This is a genomic window from Micromonospora sp. NPDC005299, from assembly GCF_042872345.1.
Classification (GTDB): domain Bacteria; phylum Actinomycetota; class Actinomycetes; order Mycobacteriales; family Micromonosporaceae; genus Micromonospora.
In genome coordinates this window covers 206,356-226,602 of sequence record NZ_JBIAKG010000007.1, presented here as the reverse complement: position 1 = coordinate 226,602, position 20,247 = coordinate 206,356, and the positions used below count along the sequence as shown (strand labels likewise).

Sequence of the window (20,247 nt, the reverse complement as noted above, 5' to 3'; positions counted from 1 at the left end):
CGCGGCTAGCGTCCGCACGTGTCCCGCACCGTGACCCTGGTCCTGGTCGACGCCGACGGCCGGCCGCTCGGCGCCCTGCCCCCGTACGACGTGCCGGAGCCGTGGTGGCAGCAGGTCGGCTCCATCGTCGACGAGGCCCACCGCCGGTACGCCGTCGACGTCGCCGTGCTGCGGCTGCTCACCGGTGACCGCCCCGAACCGCCCGGCGGCCACGTCACCTACCTCGGCCAGGTCACCGCCCCGCCCGCCGTACCCCTGACCCCGGCGCCGGTGGACCTCGCGCCGCACCCGCTGCGCGCCCCGTACGCCCAACCCGGCGGCCCGGCCCGCAGCGTCGCGTGGGCCACCGGAAAGCTGCGCCGGCTCGGCCGGCCGGTGACCGCCGTGGCGCAGCAGCGCACCTGGAACCTGTCCGCGATCTGGCGGCTCGACGGCCCGGCCGGCAGCGCCTGGCTCAAGCAGGTGCCCCCGTTCTTCCGGCACGAGGCGGCCGTGCTGCGCTGGCTGGCCACCGCCGCGCCCACGACCGCCCCCACCCTGCTCGCCGCCGACGACACCGGCCGGATGCTGCTCGACCACGTGCCCGGCGAAGACCGCTACGGCGCCGACGAGGCGGAGCGGGCCGCCGTCGCCGCCGAGCACCACACCGTCCAGCTCCGCGCCGCCGGCGACACGGCCGGGCTGGTCGCGGCCGGCGTACCCGACCTGCGCGGGCCGGCCCTGGCCGGCTGGATCCGCGACCGGCTGGCCCCGCACGACGCGGCCGCGGCCGCCGACCTGCTCGCCGGCCTCGACGACCGGCTCGACCAGGTCCGCGACTGCGGCCTGCCCGACACCCTCGTGCACGGCGACCTGCACCCGGGCAACGTGCGCGGCGACGGCGTCCGCCGGGTCGTCATCGACTGGGGTGACGCGTTCCTGGGCCACCCCGCCTTCGACATCCTGCGCCTCACCGAGACCCTCGATCCCGACGTGGCCGCCCGGCTGCTCGACGCCTGGGCCGCCCGCTGGCGCGCCGACGTTCCGGGCAGCGACCCCGAGCGCGCCGTGAAGCTTCTCGGCCCCGTCGCCCACCTGCGGATGGCCGCCGTGTACGCGATGTTCCTCGCCGGCATCGAGCCGAGCGAGCACACCTATCACGTGCGCGACGTGCCGGCCTGCCTGGAACGGGCCGTCGCCGCGGCCTGACGCACCGGGATCCACAGCTCGGCGTCGGCGGTCCTTTCGTCCGCCGACACCCGCACCTTTGAGATCTCCGGGCCCGGGCGGCTCTCGTACGGGTTGGACGGGAACCACTGGGTGAACACATCCCGCCACAGGTGCTGCACCGCCTGCGGGAACTCGGCCGACACGGTGAACACGGCCCAGGAACCGGCCGCCACCGGCAGACGGTCCAGATCCTCCGGCACGTCCGCGCCGGTCACCACCCCGTGCCAGTAGTCCAGCTCGGTGCCCTCGGCCCGGGAGCCGGCCAGGTCGTCGCTGACGTTCACCACGCCGATCGGCTCCTGGTCGGAGAGCGCCTCGATCCGGCGTACCGTTTCCGGGTCCAGGCCCTTGATGAACGCCACGATGTGCGGGTTCATCCGTTACCTTTCAGTGAGCGAACGTGGCTCATGATTGGCAGTCGTCCGTTGCCGGGCGACGTTGACCGGATGAACCGGTCTGGACGCTTCACGGCCCGCTGCCCCGCCTGCGGATGCAGGTCTTACGGGTCTTACGTGGGCTCCACGTCCTGTTTTTGCGTCGCCCGGCAACTCCAGGTCGACGTGCCGCACGAGCGCGGCAAGATTACGTGCTGCGTTGATGTCCCGGTCCAGGGACAGTCCGCACGCGGTGCAGTGGAACATGCGCTCGGCCAGCGACAGTTTGGGTTTCACCGTCTTGCAGGCGGAGCACGTCTTGGAGCTGGGGTACCACCGGTCGGCGACGTACAGGGTGCTGCCGTACCAGCCGGTCTTGTAGCCGAGGTGCCGGCGCAGCGTCGCCGGGGCGGCGTCGGTCAGGGACCGGGCCAGCTTGCGGTTGCGGAGCATCCCGGCCACGTGGAGGTCCTCGACCACGACCGTGGTGAACTGCTGCGCCAGGCGGGTGGTGAGTTGGTGCCACGAGTCGGCGCGGACGGCCGAGACTGTGGCGTGTAGTCGAGCCACCGCGTCCTGTGCCCGCTGCCACCGGTTCGACGCGGTCCGTTTGCGCCTAGCCTGCGGGTCGTAGGGGCCGATCCGCCGGGCGGCCCGGCGTTGGGCCTTGCCGAGTTTGCGCAACGCGGCCTTGAACGGCGCCGGGTTCGGCACCATCTCGCCGGTGGACAGCACCGCCAGGTGCTTGACCCCGGCGTCCACGCCGACGACCCGGCCCGCTTTCGGCGCGTGCGCCGGCCGCCGTCGGACCGTGCGCTGGACCGCGACCTGCAACGAGCAGAACCACCTGCCGGCGGTCTCGGTGACCGTGGCGGACAGGATCGTCGCGGTGCCCGCCCGTACCCGGCGGGCCAGCTTGCGGGTCGACTCGTGGGTGCGGATGCGACCCAGCCGGGGCAGCATCACATGCCGGTAGCTGGGGTCGACCCGGATCGCGCCGGTGGTGAACCGGGCCGACCTACGGCCGTTTTTCTTCTTGGCGCGGGGCCAGCCCATCCGGCGGCCCTTGCGGGTGCCGGTGCGTGACGCGTGCCAGTTGCCCAGTGCTGCGGACAGGTTCGCCAGGCCGGTGTTGAACGCCTCCTTGGAACACTGCGCCCACCACGGCGCCACCCACTGCTTGATCTCGTTCCAGGTGCGCCGCAGGTCCGGCAGGGACCAGCCCTGCCATGGCGTCAGGTCCGCCTCGGCTACTGCGTAGCTGGCCTCGGCAGCGCGCTGCGCCTTCACCGCGCTGACCCGCCGCAGCATGTGGTTGTACGCGAACCGAGCCGCGCCGGTGTTCCGGCGCAGACCGAGAACCTGGGCGTCACTCGGGTCGAGGGCGAACCGGTACGCCTGCACGGTCCAGCCGGCCGGCGGCTCGTACCGCTTCACGACTCGTCCTTGCCGGTGGCGGCGGCCACGGCGCGGCTGGCCCGGTCCGCCGCTGCGCGGCGGCCGTACAGTCGGGCGCAGAGACTAGCGAGGATCTCCGTGACGTCCCGCACGAGGTCGTCGTCCACCCCGGCTGGATCGACCACCATCAGCCGGCGCCCCTGCGCGGCCAGCGCCGCCTCAACATACTCGGCACCGAACCGCGCGAACCGATCCCGGTGCTCCACCACGATCGTCGACACCGCCGGGTCACGCAGCAGCCCGAGGAACTTCTCGCCCCGCCCGCTCAACGCGGACCCGACCTCGGTCACCACCCGCGCGACGGCCATGTCCCGCCCGGTGACCCAGGCGGTCACCCGGGCGACCTGCCGATCCAGGTCGGCTCGCTGGTCGGCCGACGACACCCGGGCGTAGACGACGACCTGACCCTGCCGGGCGTCGTCGGTCACCTCCACCATGATCGTGCCGGACGGAAGACGCCGAGCGGGCACCGGCATGGTCCCCTCGCGGAACCAGCGGTACGCGGTCTGCCGGTGCACACCGTTACGGCGCGCCCACTCGGCAAGCTTCACACAACGATACTAACACTCATATATTCGCATGCTTGATCACCGGAGAGTGAGCAGTTGTCAGCCCCAGCGGACCGCCACGTCCAGCAGCGACGCCTCACCGGTCAGCACCTCCGCGCCGGCCACGGTGAGCCGGCGCCGGCGCACGTACTCCGACAGCGGCATCCCGGCCAGGGCCGAGAAGAGCCGCCGGAAGTGGTGCTCCGACGTGCAGGCGATCCGGGCCAGCCCGGCCACGTCGAGCGGTTCGTCGAGGTGGCGTTCGAGCTGGTCCATGGCCTGGTTGAGCCGCTCCAGCACCCGGTGCTCCTTCCGTTGACACCCTCGACGCTAGGGATCCGGGATCCGCCCCAACCGACCCCGACGAACCCGATCCGATCGGTTGAGCCGTACCGGCACGGCGCCGCTGGTCAGCCCTCCCGCGCCCACGGCCGCAGCTTCTCGGGGTTGCGGACCACCCAGATCCGGGTGACGCGCCCGTCGGCGACGTCGAACGAGGCCACGGTCTCGACCACGCCGGCACGCCGGGCCACCAGGCCCGGCACGCCGTTGACCGTCCGCTCCAGGAGTTCGAGCCCCGGAGCCCGCTCGGCGATCGCGACCATGTACCGGGCGATGAGCGCGCCACCCTCGACCGGGTGCAGGACGGTGCCCACCATGCCGCCGCCGTCGGCGGTCATCACGGCGGCCGGGTTGAGGAGAGCGACGAGGGCGACGATGTCCCTGGTCTCCCATGCCTCCTTGACGTGCCGCACCACGTCGGCCTGCCCGGTCGCCGGCACCGGGGCGGGCGCGACCGTCACCCGCCGCCGGGCCGAGGCCGCCAGTTGCTTGCAGGCCGCAGGGGTCCGCTCGAGAACGCCGGCGATCTCGCCGAACGGGTACCGGAAGACCTCGTGCAGGACGAACGCCACCCGCTCGGCGGGCGTCATCGACTCCAGGACGACGAGGAAGGCCATGGCCACCGACTCGTCCAGGACGATCTGGTCGGCGGGGTCCGCCCGGCCGGCGGAGGCCGCGGCGTCCCACTCGGTGCGTTCGGGCAGCGGCTCGGGCAGCCACGCGCCGACATAGCGTTCCCGGCGCGCCCGCGCCGAGCCGAGCAGGTCCAGGCAGATGCGGCTGGTCACCGTCGTCAGCCACGCGCCGGGGGACCGGATCTCCTCCCGCCGGTGTGGCGGCAGCCCGTACCAGCGGGCGTAGGCATCCTGCACGGCGTCCTCGGCCTCGGTCACCGAACCCAGCAACCGGTAGGCGACGTTGATCAGTTGGCGTCGCTCGCCGGCTGTCTCATCCGCGCTGGTCGCGACAGTCCCCACGCTTCCCGCCGCCCCCTCGCCTTACCTTCCGCAGGCCCGCGTCGTCGGGTTGGTGAGACCTTATCGACCTACCGCCCCAGGGCGGACAAGGGGAGTGACATGGCCATCCAGGTGACGGCGACGGCACCACGCAGCTCCACGTTCCTGCGCATCGCGATCGCCCTCCAGACCCTGACCATCTTCGGTCAGGCCATCTCCGCCGGACTGCTGCTGACCTCGTCCTACGGGGAGACCCTGCACAGCGTCGGAGCCCGTGTCATGTACGGGGCGTCCATGCTCTACGTGCTCGCGGCCGTGCTGGCGTGGAAGCCGGGCGGCGGCCCGCTGACGCCGGTCTGGCACGCGTCCGGGTTCCTCGTGCTCGCCTCGGTCCAGGTCGTCCTGGGCATCGCGCACGTCCCGTCGGTCCATCTCCCCCTGGGTGTCCTGATGTTCGGCCTGAGCGTGCTGGCGCTGGCCCAGGTCGCTGGCGCGCGTGTCGCATCATGGCCTGGTGATCATGCGGAAGCGGCGCCACAAGAAGAAGGACCGGGACTGGTGCAACTGCGACGTCCCTGACTGTGACGGCCCGGGCTGCTGCGACCTTGGCCTCTTCTCCCTGCTGCTGACCCTCGGCTCGGTGGCCGCCGGCGTGGTACGCGGGCCCCGCCGTGGACCGCGCCGGCCGCGCCGCCATCGTCGGCTACCGCCGGTGGCTGTCGCACCGCTGGCCCGCGCAGTGCCGCTACATCCCGACGTGCAGCGCGTACGGCCTGGCGGCGGTGGAGAGGTACGGCCTCGCGGTGGGCGGGCGGCTGGCCGCCGACCGGGTCCGCCGCTGCCGCCCCGGCGTCCCGCGCGGCACCCACGATCCGCTGCGCTGACGCCTCAGCCCAGTCGCGCGGGGCCGCCGAACACGACCGGGATGCCGGGGGAGTAGAGCACGCTCACCGGCGGCCCGGCCGGCGGCGGCAACCCGGCGGCACTGACCAGCTCGTCGTCGAGGTGCAGCAGCTCGGCCCGGTGCAGCGGCCACTGGGGATGCCAGTTCGGCAGGTGCAGGGTGCGCCCGTACGCCCGGGTGTGCAGGCCCCAGCGGGCGGTGAGGAAGTGCTCCAGCGGGGTCGGGTCGGCGATCGGCGCACCGACCCGGACGGCCATCCGGCTCGACGCCCCGGCCGGGCCGGGCCAGCGGCGCCGGCAGCGGTAGGTGAGGCGGTCCCCGTCCCGGTCCAGCCGCATGGCCGACCACTTGTACGGCAGTCGCAGGCTCAGCTGCGCGACCAGCACCGGCACCAGCCGGGAGGCGTCCAGCGAGCGGAACACCACGGCCCGCCGCCCGGTGCCGTCGACCGAGTAGAGCCGGACGTTGGTCTCCCAGAACGTGCCGAAGTACGGCACCCCCGGTCCCCGGCCGAGGCCCAACCCGACCATCCGGAAGCCGATCAGCCCGACGTAGCTGAGCCCGTCGAGGATGTCGGGGCGGGTGCCGGCGGGCAGCAGCGGCGCGACCACCTGCGGCTCGACGGCCCAGTGCAGGAAGGTGAGGTCCTGCCAGCGCTGCCGCAGCCACGCGCGCGGGAACGCCCGGACGGGCGCGCAGTCGACCGGCTCGATGTCCACGGGTCCATGGTGCCCGGTGCGGCGGTCACGCGAGGAACGCCAGCAGGTGCCGCAGGGTCTCGTCGGGCGCCTCCTCGGGCAGGAAGTGCCCGGCCGCGACCGGCCCGCCCTCGACCTGGTCCGCCCAGGCCCGCCACACCTCGAGGGGCCGGTACCAGGTCGCCACCGGGCCGGCGTGCCCCCACAGCGCCAGCACCGGACAGCCGATCCGCCGCCGGCCCCGGTCGGCCCGGTCGTGCTCGTAGTCCAGTGTCGCCGCCGCCCGGTACTGCTCACAGATCGCGTGGACGCCCTCCGGCCTGCGCAGCTGCGCCACGTACTCGGCCCGCACCGCCGCGGGAAAGGCGTCCGGCACCTCCGACAGGTCGTCCAGCATGTGCTCGACGATGACCTCCGGCGCCCCGGCGACCAGCCGCTCCGGCACCGGCTCCGGCGCGGCCAGGAACGACCAGAGCCAGAACCCGAGGCTGAAGGCCATGTCGGCCCGGTCGAAGGCGTCGCCGGTGGGCACGAGGTCGAGCACCGCGAGGCGGCTCACCGCGTCGGGATGGTCCAGCGCCATCCGGTACGCGCACCGCCCGCCCCGGTCGTGCCCCACGACCGCGAACTGGTCGTAGCCCGGCAGTCGCATAACCTCCACCTGCTCGGCGGCCACCCGCCGCATGCTGTACGGGGCGTGGTCCGGCGCGCTGGGCGGCGCCCCACTGTCGCCGAAACCGCGCAGGTCCGTGGCGACCACGGTGAACCGCTCCGCGAGCCGGGGCGCGACCCGGTGCCACATGAGGTGCGTCTCGGGCATGCCGTGCAGCAGCAGGACCGGCGGCCCGTCACCACCCCGCCGCCCGTGGATCGTCGTGTCGCTGGTGACGATGTCCAGCTCCGCGAAGCCGTCGAACACGGGATGCCGCCTCCTCGTCGGGCCCCCGTGGACCCGCCCGGTTCAACGACCGGAACCCGGAGGCAGTGCGGCGGCCCGGCGCGCGATGCGCCGGGCCGCCGCCGGACCGGTGTTGCCGCACCGGGTCAAGAGGCCGGCCGGGAAGCGGGGACGCCTCACTCCGGCCGGTGGCAGACCGCCTCGACGTTGTTGCCGTCCGGGTCGCGGACGAACGCCCCGAAGTAGCCCGGGTGGTATTCCGGCCACACCCGCGGCGCGTGCAGCACCTCCGCGCCGGCCGCCACCGCCGCGTCGTGGAACGCCTGCACGGCCGCCCGGTCCGGGGCGGTGAAGGCGATGTGCGACTCCAGCAGCCCGCCGGCCTCCGCGGGCGCGGGCACCAGCCAGAAGTCGGGACGGTCGACGCCGTAGCCGATCGGGCCGGGCTCCATGATCCGCTTGCCGCCCAGCGGGGCGAGCACCGCGTCGTAGAAGGCGGCGCTGGCCGGCAGGTCGCGCACCATGACGGAGAAGTGGTCGAGCACATGGCCTCCCAGCGATCGTCGTTGACCGCGCCAGGCTACGAGCGGCCTACGACACTTCCCCGCCTGCTGGCGAACGTCGGACCGGGCTGCTGTGATGTGGCCATGGGGGAGTCCGACGCGCGGCGCACCGTCGAGGCGGTGTGGCGGATGGAGGCCGGCCGGGTGGTCGCCGGCATTGCGGCGCTGGTCCGCGACGTCGGCCAGGCCGAGGAGCTGGCCCAGGACGCGCTGGTCGCCGCGCTGGAGCAGTGGCCGCGCGACGGTGTGCCGGCCAACCCCGGGGCGTGGCTGACGACCGTCGGCAAGCGCCGGGCCGTCGACATGCTGCGCCGCGGGCAGACCCAGCAGCGTACGCTCGCCGAGCTCGGCCGGGACCTCGACGAGCAGGTCACCCCGGACCTGGACGCCGCGCTGGACGAGCACATCGAGGACGACCTGCTGCGGCTGATCTTCGTGGCCTGCCACCCGATCCTGTCGCCGATCGCCCGCGCCGCGCTCACCCTGCGGCTGCTCGGCGGCCTCACCACCGGCGAGATCGCCCGCGCCTTCCTCACCACCGAACCCACCGTCGGTCAGCGGATCACCCGGGCCAAGCAGACCCTCGCCACCGCCAAGATCCCCTTCGAGGTGCCCGGCCCGGCCGAAGCCGCCGAACGCCTCGACTCGGTCCTCGAAGTCGTCTACCTCATCTTCAACGAGGGCTACTCGGCCACCGCCGGCGACGACTGGATGCGCCCCGCCCTCTGCCAGGAAGCCCTCCGCCTGGCCCGGCTGCTGCAGGGGCTCATGCCCGACGAGCCCGAGGTGCACGCGCTGGCCGCGCTGCTGGAGATCCAGGCATCGCGTACCCGCGCCCGCACCGGCCCCGACGGCACGCCGATCCTCCTCAACGACCAGGACCGCAGCCGCTGGGACCAGCTGCTCATCCGGCGCGGCCTCGCCGCCCTCGACCGGGCCCGCACCGACCACCCCGGCCCGTACACCCTCCAGGCCGAGATCGCGGCCTGCCACGCGCGGGCGCGTACCCCGGAAGAGACCGACTGGGCGCGGATCGCGACCCTCTACGCGGAGCTGGCCCGGCTCGTGCCCTCGCCTGTGGTGGAGCTGAACCGGGCCGTCGCCGTCGCCCAGGCCGACGGGCCCGCCGCCGGCCTCGAACTGGCCCGGGAGCTGGAGTCCGAGCCGGCGCTGGCCGGCTACCACCTGCTGCCCAGCGTGGTCGGCGACCTGCTGTTCAAGCTGGGCCGGCACGCGGAGGCACGGGCCGAGTTCGAGCGGGCGGCGTCGCTGACCGGCAACGGCCGCGAGCGGGCCCTGCTGCTCGACCGGGCCGCCGCCTGCGGCTCGTAAAAAATCTTGGAAACCCATGTCGGATCCGGGTCGCCCCGATCGACGCGTCGGTGAGAGCACCGATGACGAGGAGATCGAGATGACCAGTACGACGCTCACCCAGGCCGGCACCACACGGGGTGTCTCGACCGCCACCCTGCTCACGGCGGGCGCCGCCGCCGGGCCGCTGTTCCTCGGGCTGGGCCTCGCCCAGGCGTTCACCCGGGACGGCTTCGACCTGAGCCGGCAGCCGCTCAGCCTGCTCGCCCTCGGCGAGCACGGCTGGATCCAGATCGCCAACTTCGTCGTCTCCGGGCTGCTGGCCCTCGCCGGGGCGGCCGGCTTCCGGCGGGCACTGCGCGGCGGACCGGCCGCGACGTGGGGGCCGGCGCTGGTCGCGGTGCTCGGCGTCGGGCTCATCGTCGCCGGGGTGCTCCGCGCCGACCCGAGCATGGGCTGGCCGGCCGGCGCGCCGGAGGGTAACCCCGAGACGATGAGCTGGCACTCCTACGGCCACGGGGTCGGGGCGATGCTCTCCTTCGGCTCGCTCACCGTCGCCTGCCTGGTCTTCGCCCGCCGCTTTGGGCGGGTGGGCGCGCTGTCGTCGGTCCTCGTCGCCCTGGCGACGGTCGCCGTCATGGCCTGGCCGGACCAGGGCAGCGTGAGCGTCCGGATGATGCTCGGCTCGGCCCTGGTCTTCGGCTGGCTCACCGCGGTTTCCCTGCACACGATCACCGAGAGGAAGCACTGAGATGCGATTCATGTTGATGCACAAGCTGGACGAGGCCGTTCCCGGCAACTTCGAGCCGTCGCCGGAGTTCATGAAGCGGATGGGCGCCTACATGGAGGAGGTCTCCAGGGCGGGGATCCTGCTGGCCGCCGAGGGGCTCTGCAAGAGCAGCGAGGAGTCGGCGCGGATCACCGCGACCAAGGGGAAGAAGACCGTCACCGACGGGCCGTTCACCGAGACCAAGGAGCTGATCGCCGGGTTTGGGCTGATCGAGGTCCGGTCGAAGGAGGAGGCGGTCGAGTGGGCGAAGCGGTTCGTCGACGTCTTCACCGAGAGCGGGCTCGACGTCGAGGTGGATGTGCGGCGGGTGAGTGAGGGGCCGCACGAGGGCTGAGAGGACCTCAAGGGTTCTGAAGCGGTGCTAGCGAGACGCGGGGCGGGCGGTATCGGACCTGGCTCTCCGGTACCGCCCGTTGTGCAACGGGCGCCCTGAACTTTTGGGGATCGACGTGCTGCTTCGGTACAGGTACCGCATCTGTCCAACGCCCGTCCAGCAGCAGGCGCTGGCGCGGGCGTTCGGGCAGGCCGAGGCCACGTGGTGCCAGGTGTCGAGGACTTCTGTCAGGCCACCGTGGCGGAGGTGCCCATTCTCGGATCGCCTCGGCTGAAGGCTGGAGAGTCACGGCCGTTCTTGACTCGTTGACAGGGATGTCATGTCACCCGCGGTGAAGCTGATGTGTCAGACCGGCGGGTGTCAACCATTGGTGGTGGCATCGCCGACGCGGGCGCCATTGGCAGACCCGGCTGGACCGACAACGCCTCGCTGTCATTCCCCACACGAGGAGTCTGACGTGGGTGTCCGCCCTGCGGATGGCGCTCTCGCCTGTCAGCGGAGCCTCGCGGCCTTGTCAACGCGCAGCTCATTGCGGGTTCTGTCCGCAGCGCGCGGTGTCAGCCGTGTGATGGGCTAATGTCTGTCGATGTCTGACAGCGCTGGGCTGACAGGCCAGCAGGTCATTTGTCAGAACCCGGCGGGCAGAACCGCATCTGTCAATGGCAGCGCGGGATGCCCTGACAGAGTGCCGGCGGGCTGGGCTGTCAGACACCGCGCGAGATTGTCAGACCGGTGTCTGACACCGGGCAGCGGTTGTCAGGCCGGTGTCAGACACAAAGGGTGTCCGTCACAGCTGACAGACCCCGGTTTGAGGGTGAAGGGTGGGCCCGGGGCGGCGGCGGATGCACATACACCGCGCCCGGTGGCGCAGTAACGACGTGACATGCCAACCCGCGCCATGCCGTCGGCAGTCAGCTGGTCGGCGGGTGCCAGCGGCAGGAACAGCATGACGTTTCGCGGACGTCGGCTTGCTGTCCCCGCTGCTGTCCTCGCTGCTGTCCGTCGTGCCGTCCGCCTTGAGGTGGACGCCCACACGGACCCCCACCGCGGCCTGTCAGCGCAGCTCCCGGCCGGTGTGACAGATCCCGCCCACCGCTCAGAGACACAGACGTGTCATCTCTGCCCAGCCGCGCATCTTCATCAACGGGAAGGAATGCCAGTCGTGCCCGACCAGGTCCTGCGCTTGCAGTCCATCCTCACCGCCCGCGACCACCTCCTCCTGCAATGGCTCGTCGACCACGGCGTGTTCACCACACCGCAGCTCGCCTACGCCCTGTTCCCGTCCCTGGACTTCGCGCAACACCGCCTCACTCGTCTCACCACGCTGCGGGTCGTCGACCGATTCCGGCCCTTCCGTCCTGACGGGGGCTCCTATCCCTTCCACTACGTCATCGACCAGCTCGGCGTCGAAGTCGTCGCCGCCCAACGCGGACAGCCCCCACCACGTCCCGGCCAGGGCAAGGCCAACCGCCGGCGCTGGACCGCGGCCCGCACTTTCGGCCACCGGCTTGGCGTCAACGGCTTCTTCACCGACCTCGTGGGCCACGCCCGCACCCACCCTGATCACGCCCTCACCCGCTGGTGGCCCGAGAGCCGCTGCGCCCAACCTGGCGCCTTCACCCGTCCCGGGAGCCCGGGGGATCCGGTCGACGTCCTCGCCCTGGCCACGCCGATCCGCCCCGACGGGCATGGCATCTGGACCGCCCCCACCGGACAGGTGCCGTTCTTCCTCGAATACGACACGGGCACCGAACCGCTGACCGAACTCATGCGCAAACTCATCGGCTACGCCCGCCTCACCGCCGCTGGCGGACCCCGCTGGCCGGTGCTGTTCTGGCTCCACTCCGCCGCCCGTGCCCGCCACCTGCACCAGCACCTCACCGGCGCGCCGGTGCCCGTGCCTGTCGCCACCGCGAGCCGTGACCAGGCTGTGCGCACTGGCCCTGCGGGTCCGCTGTGGCATCTCCATGGCCGCCCTGGCCTGCTCACCCTCGCCGACCTCGCCACCACCAGCCCCCGTGGCACGGAGGCAGAGGATGGCCCGGCCTCCGAATCCCGATCGGCGTGAGCGCGGCGTCCAGACGGGCCCTGCGCCAGGTGCAGATCTCACCGACGCGGTGATCCGAAGCCTCCGCGGCATGGCCGCTGATCGCCGGCTCACCGAGTTGACCTGGCTCATCGGCCGGCGTTCCGGGACGGCCAAGGGCCGGCTCACCGCGTGCCGCTCCGGCGGCGGTCACATCCCAGGCCGCCGGCCCGTCCCGCCAGTATGAGAGGACTTGTACGTGGGACAGTTGCGCTGCTCGCAGCGGCGTCGCTGATCGTCGGGGTGTGGGCGCTGGCCCGGGCGGATTCGTTCAGCTCTGCGGTGGGGTTCCCGCCGCACGAGCACTTCGTGCACGACGTCGGGGCGTTCCAGCTCGGCATCGGGACGACCCTGCTGCTGGCGCTCATCTGGGCCGATGCCCTGGCAGTCGCCCTGGCCGGCTACGTCGTCGGCGCGGCGGCGCACACCCTGTCGCACGTGCTCGACGCCGACCTTGGCGGCAGCGCGGCCCAGACCTGGCTGGTCCTGTTGTCGTCCCTGCTGGCCCTGGCCGCGCTGGTGGCCCGGCTGCGGCAGCTGGGCTGGGTGGTCGGGTACGTCGATCCCGCGCCGGCGCCCGGCTGGGCGCCGCTGGTGCGGCAGAAGACCGTGGTGCTGACGACGTTCAAGCGGGACGGGACCGCCGTGCCGACGGCGGTGAGCGTTGCGGTGGCGGGGGAGCGGGCGTACGTGCGCAGCTTCGAGAAGGCGTGGAAAACCCGGCGGATCCGCAACAACCCGCACGTGACGCTCGCCCCGTCGACGGCCCTCGGCAAGCCGACCGGGGAGGCGGTGGACGCGGTGGCGCGGCGGTTGAGCGGGGCGGAGTACCGGGCGGCCAGCCGGGCCCTGACCCGCAAGCATCCGCTGCTGCACGGGGTGCTGGTGCCGCTGACCCACCGGCTCGGGCGGGCCCGGACCGGCCGCACCGTCCATTTCGCACTGGCCTTGCCGGCGGCGACCGGACAGCCCGCCGCTGCCGGTGCCGACAGCGGGACCGCCCGCTGACATACGCGCGAGGTATATACGCGAGGTATACCCTCGGGTTATAGTCTCGGCATGAGCGTTCCCATGACCCTCCTTGGCCTGCTCGAACGGGAGCCCAGCCACGGCTACGACCTCAAGCGCGACTACGACGCCTTCTTCAGCCGGGGCAAGCCACTGCCGTTCGGGCAGGTCTACGCGACCCTGAGTCGGCTCGCCCGCGACGGCAAGATCGTGATCGGCGAGGTCGAGCCCGGCGTTGGCCCGGAGCGCAAGCGCTACGTCATCACCGAACGGGGCGCCACCGAGGTCGAGTCGTGGCTGACCGAGCCGGTCCCGGCCGAGCCGAACCTGCAGACGGTCCTGTTCACCAAGGTGGTGCTGGCGCTCATGCTCGGCCGGCCCGCCGAGGAGTACCTCGACCGCCAGCGCGCCGCCCACCTGGGCCGGATGAAGGAACTCACCGACATCAAGCGCTCCGGCTCGCTGGTCGACGCCATGCTCGCCGACCACGGCCTGTTCCACCTCGAAGCCGACCTGCACTGGATCGACACCACGGCCGCCCGGTTGGACGCGCTCGCCAAGGAGGTGCGGGGATGACGGCCGTCGAGGCGCGCGACGTGGTGCTGTCCTTCGGGGAGACTCCGGCGCTGCGCGGGGCGACCGTCGCGGTGGCCCCCGGCGAGATCGTCGCCATCATGGGCCCGAGCGGCTCCGGGAAGTCCACCCTCCTGCACTGCCTGGCCGGGATCCTGGTGCCGGACGCCGGCGAGATCCACTTCGACGGCCGCCGCATCGACACCCTCAACGAGAACCAGCGCAGCGTCCTGCGCCGGGACCGGTTCGGCTTCGTGTTCCAGTCCGGGCAGCTCGTGCCGGAGCTGACCGCCGAGGAGAACGTCGCGCTGCCGCTGCTGCTGAACGGCGTGAAGCGGGCCGCCGCGCTGAAGGAGGCGCGGCCCTGGTTCGAGCGGCTCGACCTGGCCGGGCTGGAGCGGCGCCGCTCCGGGGAGCTGTCCGGCGGCCAGGCGCAACGGGTCGCGCTGGCCCGCGGCCTCGTCGCCCGCCCCGGCGCGCTGTTCGCCGACGAGCCGACCGGCGCCCTCGACTCGCTGACCGGCGAGCAGGTCATGGACCTCCTGGTCTCCTCGGCCCGTGACGAGGGCACGACCGTCGTCCTCGTCACCCACGACGCCCGCGTCGCCGCGTACGCCGACCGGCAAGTCATCGTGCGCGACGGCAAGGTGAACGCGCTGGTGTCGGCATGATCCGGTTCGCGGTGCGGCTGTCCCTGGCCGGCGGGCGGGAGGCCGCCACCCGGCTCGTCGTCATCGCCGCCGCCGTGGCGCTCGGCGTCGGCATGCTCCTCACCACGCTGGCCGGCATGAACGCGGTCGACGCGCAGAACCAGCGGTACGCCTGGCTCAACACCGCCGTCGCCCCGCCCGCCGCCGACCCGTCGGCGGAGCCGATGTGGTGGCTGATCCGGGAGGACTACTTCCACGGCCGGTCGATCGGCCGGGTCGAGGTCGCGGCGACCGGGCCGGACGCCCCCGTCCCGCCGGGCATCCCGGAGCTGCCCGGGCCGGGCCAGTTCTACGTCTCACCCGCCCTCGGCGAGCTGCTGCGCACCACCCCGGCCGCCGAACTGGGCGACCGCTTCCCCGGCCGGGACGTCGGCACCATCGGCCGGGAGGCGCTGCCCTCGCCGGACTCGCTGCTGATCGTCATCGGCCGCACCCCGGCCGACCTCGAACCGCTGGGCGCGCGCAAGGTCACCCAGATCATGACCACCTCGCCGGACAGCTGCCCCCGAGGCTGTTACGTCGGCATCAACCACGACGGCATGGCTCTCGTGCTGTCCATCGTCGCCGCCGCGCTGCTCTTCCCGGTGCTCATCTTCATCGGCACCGCGACCCGGCTGGCCGCGACCCGGCGGGAACAGCGCTTCGCCGCCATGCGGCTCATCGGCGCCACCCCGCGGCAGATCTCCCTCATCTCGGCCGTCGAGTCGACCCTCGCCGCCGTGGCCGGCACCCTCACCGGGTTCGGCCTGTTCCTCGCGGCCCGGCCCGGCATCGCCGCGATCCCGTTCACCGGCGAGCCGTTCTTCACCAGCGACCTGTCGCTCACCGCCGTCGACGTGCTGGCCGTCGCGCTCGGCATCCCGCTCGGCGCCGTCGTGGCCTCCTGGCTGGCGCTGCGCCGGGTGCAGATCTCCCCGCTGGGCGTCGCGCGCCGGGTCACCCCGAAACCGCCGCGCGCCTGGCGGCTGATCCCGCTGGTCGCCGGGCTCGTCGAGCTGGCGTACTTCGTCGGCCGGCGCCCGCCGACGACCAACGGGCAGCTCACCGCGTACCTCTCGGGATTTCTGCTGATCCTGGTCGGGCTGGTGCTGGCCGGTCCCTGGCTGACCATGGTCGGCGCGCGGGTGCTGGCCGGGCGGGCGAGCCGGCCGGCGGCGCTCATCGCCGGGCGGCGCCTCGCCGACAACCCCCGGGCCGGCTTCCGGTCCGTCAGCGGGCTGATCGTGGCGCTCTTCGTGACCAGCGTCGCGACCGGCATCATCACCACCTACGTGGCCAACCGGGGCGAGCCGCGCACCGACTCGGTGGCCGCCACGTCCCTGTCCCTGCGGTTCCCGCCCGAGGACGGCCCCGCGCCCACCGCGGACCAGATCCCGGCCGGTCTCGCGACGATCCCCGGGGTACGCAGCGTGACCCTGGTCCACGCCAACCCCGTCGAGGAACCGCCCGCGCTGGAGGTGCGCGGGACGCCGGCGGGAGCCGCCGCCTATCAGTGGTGGTGGCCGAGCGTCATCACCTGCGCCGAGCTGGACCGCCTGGCGGTGTTCGGCTCCTGCCCCGCCGGCGCGCGGGTCGCGGCCGTGGCCGACGACCTGATCGGCGAGCGCGCGTGGGACCTGACCAACGACAACTACGTCTGGCCCGCCGCCGACATGGACCCCGCGCAGGTCGACCGGCGACCGATCCGGTCGGTCGTCGTCAACACCACCAGCCGTGCCGCGTTCGAGCAGGCCCGGACCATGCTGGTCAACGCGTTCCCGGCGACGGGCTTCCCGTCCAGCATCGCCGAGTGGGAGTCGAACTCCGCACGGCTGATGGTGCAGTTCCAGCAGCTGGCCAACGTGATCATGCTGGCCAGCCTGCCGATCGCGGGTTGCAGCCTGGCGGTGAGCGTGGCCGGCGGGCTGAGCGACCGGAAGCGGCCGTTCAGCATGCTGCGGCTCACCGGGGTGCAGCTGCGCACGCTGCGGCGGGTGGTGGCGCTGGAGACCGTCGTGCCGCTGCTGCTCGTCGCGGCGGTGGCGATCGGGATGGGATTCCTGGCGGCGCACCTGTTCCTGCGGGCGCAGCTCGGCTACACGCTGCTGGCGCCGCACGGGTCGTTCTACCTGATGGTGGCCTGTGGGCTGGCCGTGTCGCTGGGGATCGTCGCCTCGACGCTGCCGCTGCTGCGCCGGATCACCGGCCCGGAGACCGCGCGGAACGAGTGAGTCCGGTCGGGGAGGGGCCGGGCGAGGCGCGATGGTACTTGTGCCCGAGCAGGGAAAAGAGAGATCATCACCCATGCTCGACCCCTCGCCCGAGGACGACCGGACGTCACCGATGGTTTCCACGCCGCATTTCGTGGGTCGTGATCGGGAGATGACGGCGCTTCGCGGCGCCCTGGCCCGGCCACCGGCGATCGTGCTGGTGGAGGGCGAGGCGGGGATCGGGAAGAGCCGACTGCTGCGGGAGTGGTCGGCCGCGCCGGACCAGCACACCGCCTTGGTCTCGGTGTGCCCACCGCTTCGCGAGTCGCTGACGTTGGGGCCGATCGTCGACGCGTTCCGTGGGATCGACCGCCCGGTGTCGCGATTGCGGCTCAGCGAGCTTGCGGGCGCGTTACGGCCCCTGTTCCCTGAATGGTCCTCGGACCTGCCGCCCGCACTGCCGCCCCTGGACGATGCGAAGGCGGCACGGCATCGCCTGTTCCGCGCCCTGGACGAGCTGCTGCGGGCTCTGCGTGTCGACGTTCTCGTGCTCGAGGACGCTCACTGGGCCGACGAGGTGACCTTGGAGTTCCTGCTGTTCGTCACCTCCCGACAGCAATCGGACGGGCCAAGCCTCGTGATCTCCTATCGGCCGGAGGAGGTGGACGTCGGGTCGCTGTTGCTGCGGCTGACGTCCCGGTTGCCCGCTGGCGTGACCCAGCTGAGGATCGCCCTGGCGCCGATGCGACCCGACGACACGGCAGCGCTGGTGTCCTCAATGCTGGACGGCAACCCGATATCCCAGGAGTTCGCGACGTTCATGCACGAGCGGACCGGCGGCGTTCCGCTGGCGCTGGAGGAGTCGGTTCGCCTCATGTGCGACCGTGCCGACCTCGTCTTCCGCGACGGGCAGTGGGTCCGGCTGAAGCTGCGCGAGCTACAGGTGCCGCCAACGGTGCGCGACTCCACCCGGGAGCGGGTGGGCCGTCTGTCGCCGACGGCGCAGCAGGTGCTGCGAGCCGCGGCCACGCTGGCTGAACGGTCGTCGCTGGCCACGATCGCGATGACCGCCGGTCTGACACCAACTGCCTGTCGAGACGCTGTCGCGGAGGCTGCCGACGCCGGCGTCCTGGACGGAGACGACCGCGACCGGTGGCGATTCCGGCACGTGCTGGCCGCCACGGCCGTCTACGAAGCGATCCCGATGACCGACCGAAGACACTTCCACCTGCTGGCCGGCCGCGCCTTGGAGGACATCCATCCGCCGCCTGTCGCACGCCTTGCCCACCACTTCCGTGAGGCGGGCGAGACGCAGTCCTGGGCGCGGTACGCCGAGCAGGTTGCCGAGCTGGCCATGGCCTCGGGTGACCACACCAAGGCAGTCGACGTGCTGGTCGATCTGTTGTCATGGGCGGTGTTGCCGCCGGCGGATCGGGCACGAGTCGCGCGCATCGCCGGCGTTGCCGCACTGGGCCGTCGCGAACCGGTCGACGAGGTCTACCACCGCGTGATCCGTACCTTGCGCTCGGTGCTGGAGACCCCCGGTCTGTCCGCCCGCCAGCAGGCCGAGATCCGCAACCCCCTGGGTCGGCTCCTGATCACCGGGGGTGAGGCGCAGGCCGCACTCGGCGAGCTGGAGCAGGCGGTGGCCAACCTCGACCATGACCCGGTCGAGGCGGCTCGGGCCATGACCTATCTGGGATGGGCCTATGCGGGGCCGTGGCCGGCGTCGACACATCGGCGTTGGCTGGATCGCGCCGCCGAGCTCACCGCCGAATTCGATTCTCCCGCGGAGCGGCTGAACCTGGCCGGCAACCGAGCCGCGGCGTTGCTCATGCTCGGCGAAGAGGAGGCCTGGGACGTCGTCGCCGGCCTGCCCGTCGACGGCGCGAGCTCGGCGGAGCGTCTCGACGTGGCCCGCATCCACGCGAATGTCGGGACCGGTGCACTGATCTGGGGTCGGTACGCCGACGCGGAGAAACACCTCGCCGTGGCCATGGGCCTTGCCGAGGCCGAGCAGGCGTCCCGGTTGCAGCACAACGTTCGACTCGAACAGGCCAACCTGGCGTGGCTGACCGGCCGGTGGGAGGGTCTCGCGGAGCGAAGCGCGGCACTCGCCGATGCCGACCGGGACCGGCCGGCGCACTACCTCGGCAGCATTCGCCTCGCGGCCCGGCTGGCAGCCGCGGCCGGACGGCGGCGCGCCGCCGAGGAGCAGTTCCGGCTCGTCCTCGAGGAGTCTGCCCGTCTCGGCGCGGCCGACGACACGATGGAGGCCGCCGCTGCGCTGGCCAGACTGTGGCTGACGGACGGAAACAGCGCCCGGGCGCTGCAGGTCACGAACGAGCCGATGGACACGGTCCGGAGAAAGGGCATCTGGGTCTGGGCGACGGACCTCGTCCCCGCCCGGATCGAGGCGTATCTCGCCGCGGGTGACCTGAAGGCCGCGACACGCCTGGGTGACCAGTTCGCCAGAGGACTGCGTGGCCGTACGGCGCCTGCGCCTCGCGCCGCGCTCACCGTATGCCGTGCCCTGCTGCTTGCGGCGGCCGGAGACCACGCCCGCGCGGCGACAGCCTATGGTCGGGCGGCGCGCGCCTGGAGCGCGTTGCCGCGTCCCTACGACGCCATGCTCGCCCGCGAGCGCCAATCCGAGGCGCTCATCGCGCAAGGCCAGATCGCGCAGGGCCGAGAGCTGCTGGCCGCGCAGTACGAGCAACTGTTCAGGCTCGGAGCCCGCGGCGATGCGGACCGTGTCGCGCAGCGGCTTCGCGAACACGGTGCCGAGGTTCCGCGACTGTGGCGCGGCGGCCGACGAGGGTACGGTGACCAGCTCTCACCTCGGGAGCTCGACGTGGTCCAACTGGTTGTCGCCGGCAAGACGAACCGGGAGATCAGCCGGGTCCTGGCCAAGTCGCCGGCCACGGTGGATCAGCAGCTGCGTGCGGCGATGCGCAAGTTGAAGGTGACCTCCCGGACCGCGCTCGCGGTCAAGGCGGTGGAGGCCGGAGTGTTCGCAGAAGAGGACTCCCTCGGCGACGCGTCGTGAAAATTGACGTATCCGCTGGATAGCGAGCGGTCACTCGTCCGCCGAGCATGACTGCATGATCCATAGCCGTAGGCCAATACATGGCTGAGCGACCTGTCGCGCGTGACGACTCCGCCGTCGAGCCCCCGCCACCACTCCAGCAGTCGGGCGAGCCGCGCGTCGGCGCCCGCGACGCCTCCGACGCCCGCGACGCCGACGGTGCCGACGGCCACGAGAGCCACGACCCCTACCAACCCCTGTAGGCGAA

Annotated in this window: 20 protein-coding genes and 2 pseudogenes; 14 read left to right on the top strand and 8 right to left on the bottom strand. The window is 72.5% G+C overall.

Annotated elements, in window-relative coordinates:
• Window positions 1-18: 18 nt before the first annotated feature.
• Entirely contained in the window at window positions 19-1,188 is a 1,170-nt protein-coding gene (locus ACFYPD_RS21495; RefSeq protein WP_387116171.1) for an aminoglycoside phosphotransferase family protein, read from the top strand.
• On the opposite strand, the pseudogene ACFYPD_RS21490 reads toward ACFYPD_RS21495, so the two are convergent.
• The 5 genes and pseudogenes from ACFYPD_RS21490 to sigJ form a co-directional block, all read right to left on the bottom strand.
• Window positions 1,137-1,586 (bottom strand): annotated as a pseudogene (locus tag ACFYPD_RS21490) (GyrI-like domain-containing protein); the annotation flags it as partial. The gene ACFYPD_RS21495 and the pseudogene ACFYPD_RS21490 overlap by 52 nt on opposite strands.
• Window positions 1,587-1,589: 3 nt before the next feature.
• Window positions 1,590-3,020 (bottom strand): IS607 family element RNA-guided endonuclease TnpB, encoded by a 1,431-nt coding sequence (gene tnpB / locus ACFYPD_RS21485; RefSeq protein ID WP_387116168.1) that lies wholly within the window; start codon window positions 3,018-3,020, stop codon window positions 1,590-1,592.
• Window positions 3,017-3,592 carry an IS607 family transposase gene (locus tag ACFYPD_RS21480; protein WP_387116165.1) on the bottom strand — a complete coding sequence of 192 codons (576 nt, stop codon included), beginning with the start codon at window positions 3,590-3,592 and terminating at the stop codon, window positions 3,017-3,019. Before ACFYPD_RS21480 ends, tnpB begins: the two co-directional genes overlap by 4 nt.
• A gap of 60 nt (window positions 3,593-3,652) precedes the next feature.
• Window positions 3,653-3,889: pseudogene (locus ACFYPD_RS21475) on the bottom strand (helix-turn-helix domain-containing protein); the annotation flags it as partial.
• Between the two features lie 110 nt (window positions 3,890-3,999).
• Window positions 4,000-4,908, bottom strand: a complete 909-nt coding sequence (gene sigJ / locus ACFYPD_RS21470) for an RNA polymerase sigma factor SigJ (RefSeq protein ID WP_387116162.1) — start codon at window positions 4,906-4,908, stop codon at window positions 4,000-4,002.
• 99 nt (window positions 4,909-5,007) lie between these two features.
• On the opposite strand from sigJ, the gene ACFYPD_RS21465 reads away from it, so the two are divergent.
• Both ACFYPD_RS21465 and yidD read left to right on the top strand, forming a co-directional pair.
• Window positions 5,008-5,466 (top strand): hypothetical protein, encoded by a 459-nt coding sequence (locus tag ACFYPD_RS21465; RefSeq protein WP_387116158.1) that lies wholly within the window; start codon window positions 5,008-5,010, stop codon window positions 5,464-5,466.
• Window positions 5,467-5,558: 92 nt separating this feature from the next.
• Complete coding sequence (gene yidD / locus ACFYPD_RS21460; protein ID WP_387116155.1) at window positions 5,559-5,771, top strand: membrane protein insertion efficiency factor YidD; 213 nt, start codon at window positions 5,559-5,561, stop codon at window positions 5,769-5,771.
• A 4-nt stretch (window positions 5,772-5,775) separates the two neighbouring features.
• Here yidD and ACFYPD_RS21455 read toward each other — a convergent pair whose 3' ends face one another.
• The 3 genes from ACFYPD_RS21455 to ACFYPD_RS21445 all read right to left on the bottom strand — a co-directional run bounded on the left by ACFYPD_RS21455 (window position 5,776) and on the right by ACFYPD_RS21445 (window position 7,932).
• Window positions 5,776-6,510: a YqjF family protein gene (locus tag ACFYPD_RS21455; protein WP_387116152.1), complete on the bottom strand. Its 735-nt coding sequence runs from the start codon at window positions 6,508-6,510 to the stop codon at window positions 5,776-5,778.
• A 25-nt stretch (window positions 6,511-6,535) separates the two neighbouring features.
• Entirely contained in the window at window positions 6,536-7,408 is an 873-nt protein-coding gene (locus ACFYPD_RS21450; RefSeq protein ID WP_387116149.1) for an alpha/beta fold hydrolase, read from the bottom strand.
• 155 nt (window positions 7,409-7,563) lie between these two features.
• Window positions 7,564-7,932: a VOC family protein gene (locus ACFYPD_RS21445; protein ID WP_387116146.1), complete on the bottom strand. Its 369-nt coding sequence runs from the start codon at window positions 7,930-7,932 to the stop codon at window positions 7,564-7,566.
• Window positions 7,933-8,034: 102 nt separating this feature from the next.
• Here ACFYPD_RS21445 and ACFYPD_RS21440 point away from each other — a divergent pair, with 102 nt between their 5' ends.
• The 11 genes from ACFYPD_RS21440 to ACFYPD_RS21390 all read left to right on the top strand — a co-directional run bounded on the left by ACFYPD_RS21440 (window position 8,035) and on the right by ACFYPD_RS21390 (window position 20,242).
• The gene (locus ACFYPD_RS21440; protein WP_387116143.1) at window positions 8,035-9,282 is read left to right on the top strand and encodes an RNA polymerase sigma factor; all 1,248 of its coding nucleotides are present in this window, start codon (window positions 8,035-8,037) and stop codon (window positions 9,280-9,282) included.
• Between the two features lie 79 nt (window positions 9,283-9,361).
• Window positions 9,362-10,012, top strand: a complete 651-nt coding sequence (locus ACFYPD_RS21435) for a DUF998 domain-containing protein (RefSeq protein WP_387116140.1) — start codon at window positions 9,362-9,364, stop codon at window positions 10,010-10,012.
• A gap of 1 nt (window position 10,013) precedes the next feature.
• Window positions 10,014-10,385 carry a YciI family protein gene (locus tag ACFYPD_RS21430; protein ID WP_189194201.1) on the top strand — a complete coding sequence of 124 codons (372 nt, stop codon included), beginning with the start codon at window positions 10,014-10,016 and terminating at the stop codon, window positions 10,383-10,385.
• Window positions 10,386-10,500: 115 nt separating this feature from the next.
• Complete coding sequence (locus ACFYPD_RS21425) at window positions 10,501-10,659, top strand: helix-turn-helix domain-containing protein (RefSeq protein ID WP_387116508.1); 159 nt, start codon at window positions 10,501-10,503, stop codon at window positions 10,657-10,659.
• An 888-nt stretch (window positions 10,660-11,547) separates the two neighbouring features.
• Complete coding sequence (locus tag ACFYPD_RS21420) at window positions 11,548-12,453, top strand: replication-relaxation family protein (protein ID WP_387116137.1); 906 nt, start codon at window positions 11,548-11,550, stop codon at window positions 12,451-12,453.
• Window positions 12,454-12,654: 201 nt separating this feature from the next.
• Window positions 12,655-13,479, top strand: a complete 825-nt coding sequence (locus ACFYPD_RS21415) for a PPOX class F420-dependent oxidoreductase (RefSeq protein WP_387116134.1) — start codon at window positions 12,655-12,657, stop codon at window positions 13,477-13,479.
• A gap of 51 nt (window positions 13,480-13,530) precedes the next feature.
• Window positions 13,531-14,055, top strand: a complete 525-nt coding sequence (locus tag ACFYPD_RS21410) for a PadR family transcriptional regulator (protein WP_313722872.1) — start codon at window positions 13,531-13,533, stop codon at window positions 14,053-14,055.
• The gene (locus ACFYPD_RS21405) at window positions 14,052-14,723 is read left to right on the top strand and encodes an ABC transporter ATP-binding protein (protein WP_387116131.1); all 672 of its coding nucleotides are present in this window, start codon (window positions 14,052-14,054) and stop codon (window positions 14,721-14,723) included. Before ACFYPD_RS21410 ends, ACFYPD_RS21405 begins: the two co-directional genes overlap by 4 nt.
• The gene (locus ACFYPD_RS21400) at window positions 14,720-16,972 is read left to right on the top strand and encodes an FtsX-like permease family protein (RefSeq protein ID WP_387116128.1); all 2,253 of its coding nucleotides are present in this window, start codon (window positions 14,720-14,722) and stop codon (window positions 16,970-16,972) included. The genes ACFYPD_RS21405 and ACFYPD_RS21400 overlap by 4 nt, the downstream gene beginning before the upstream one ends.
• Window positions 16,973-17,045: 73 nt before the next feature.
• Complete coding sequence (locus ACFYPD_RS21395; RefSeq protein WP_387116125.1) at window positions 17,046-20,000, top strand: ATP-binding protein; 2,955 nt, start codon at window positions 17,046-17,048, stop codon at window positions 19,998-20,000.
• An 80-nt stretch (window positions 20,001-20,080) separates the two neighbouring features.
• Window positions 20,081-20,242 carry a hypothetical protein gene (locus tag ACFYPD_RS21390; protein WP_387116122.1) on the top strand — a complete coding sequence of 54 codons (162 nt, stop codon included), beginning with the start codon at window positions 20,081-20,083 and terminating at the stop codon, window positions 20,240-20,242.
• Window positions 20,243-20,247 lie beyond the last annotated feature (5 nt).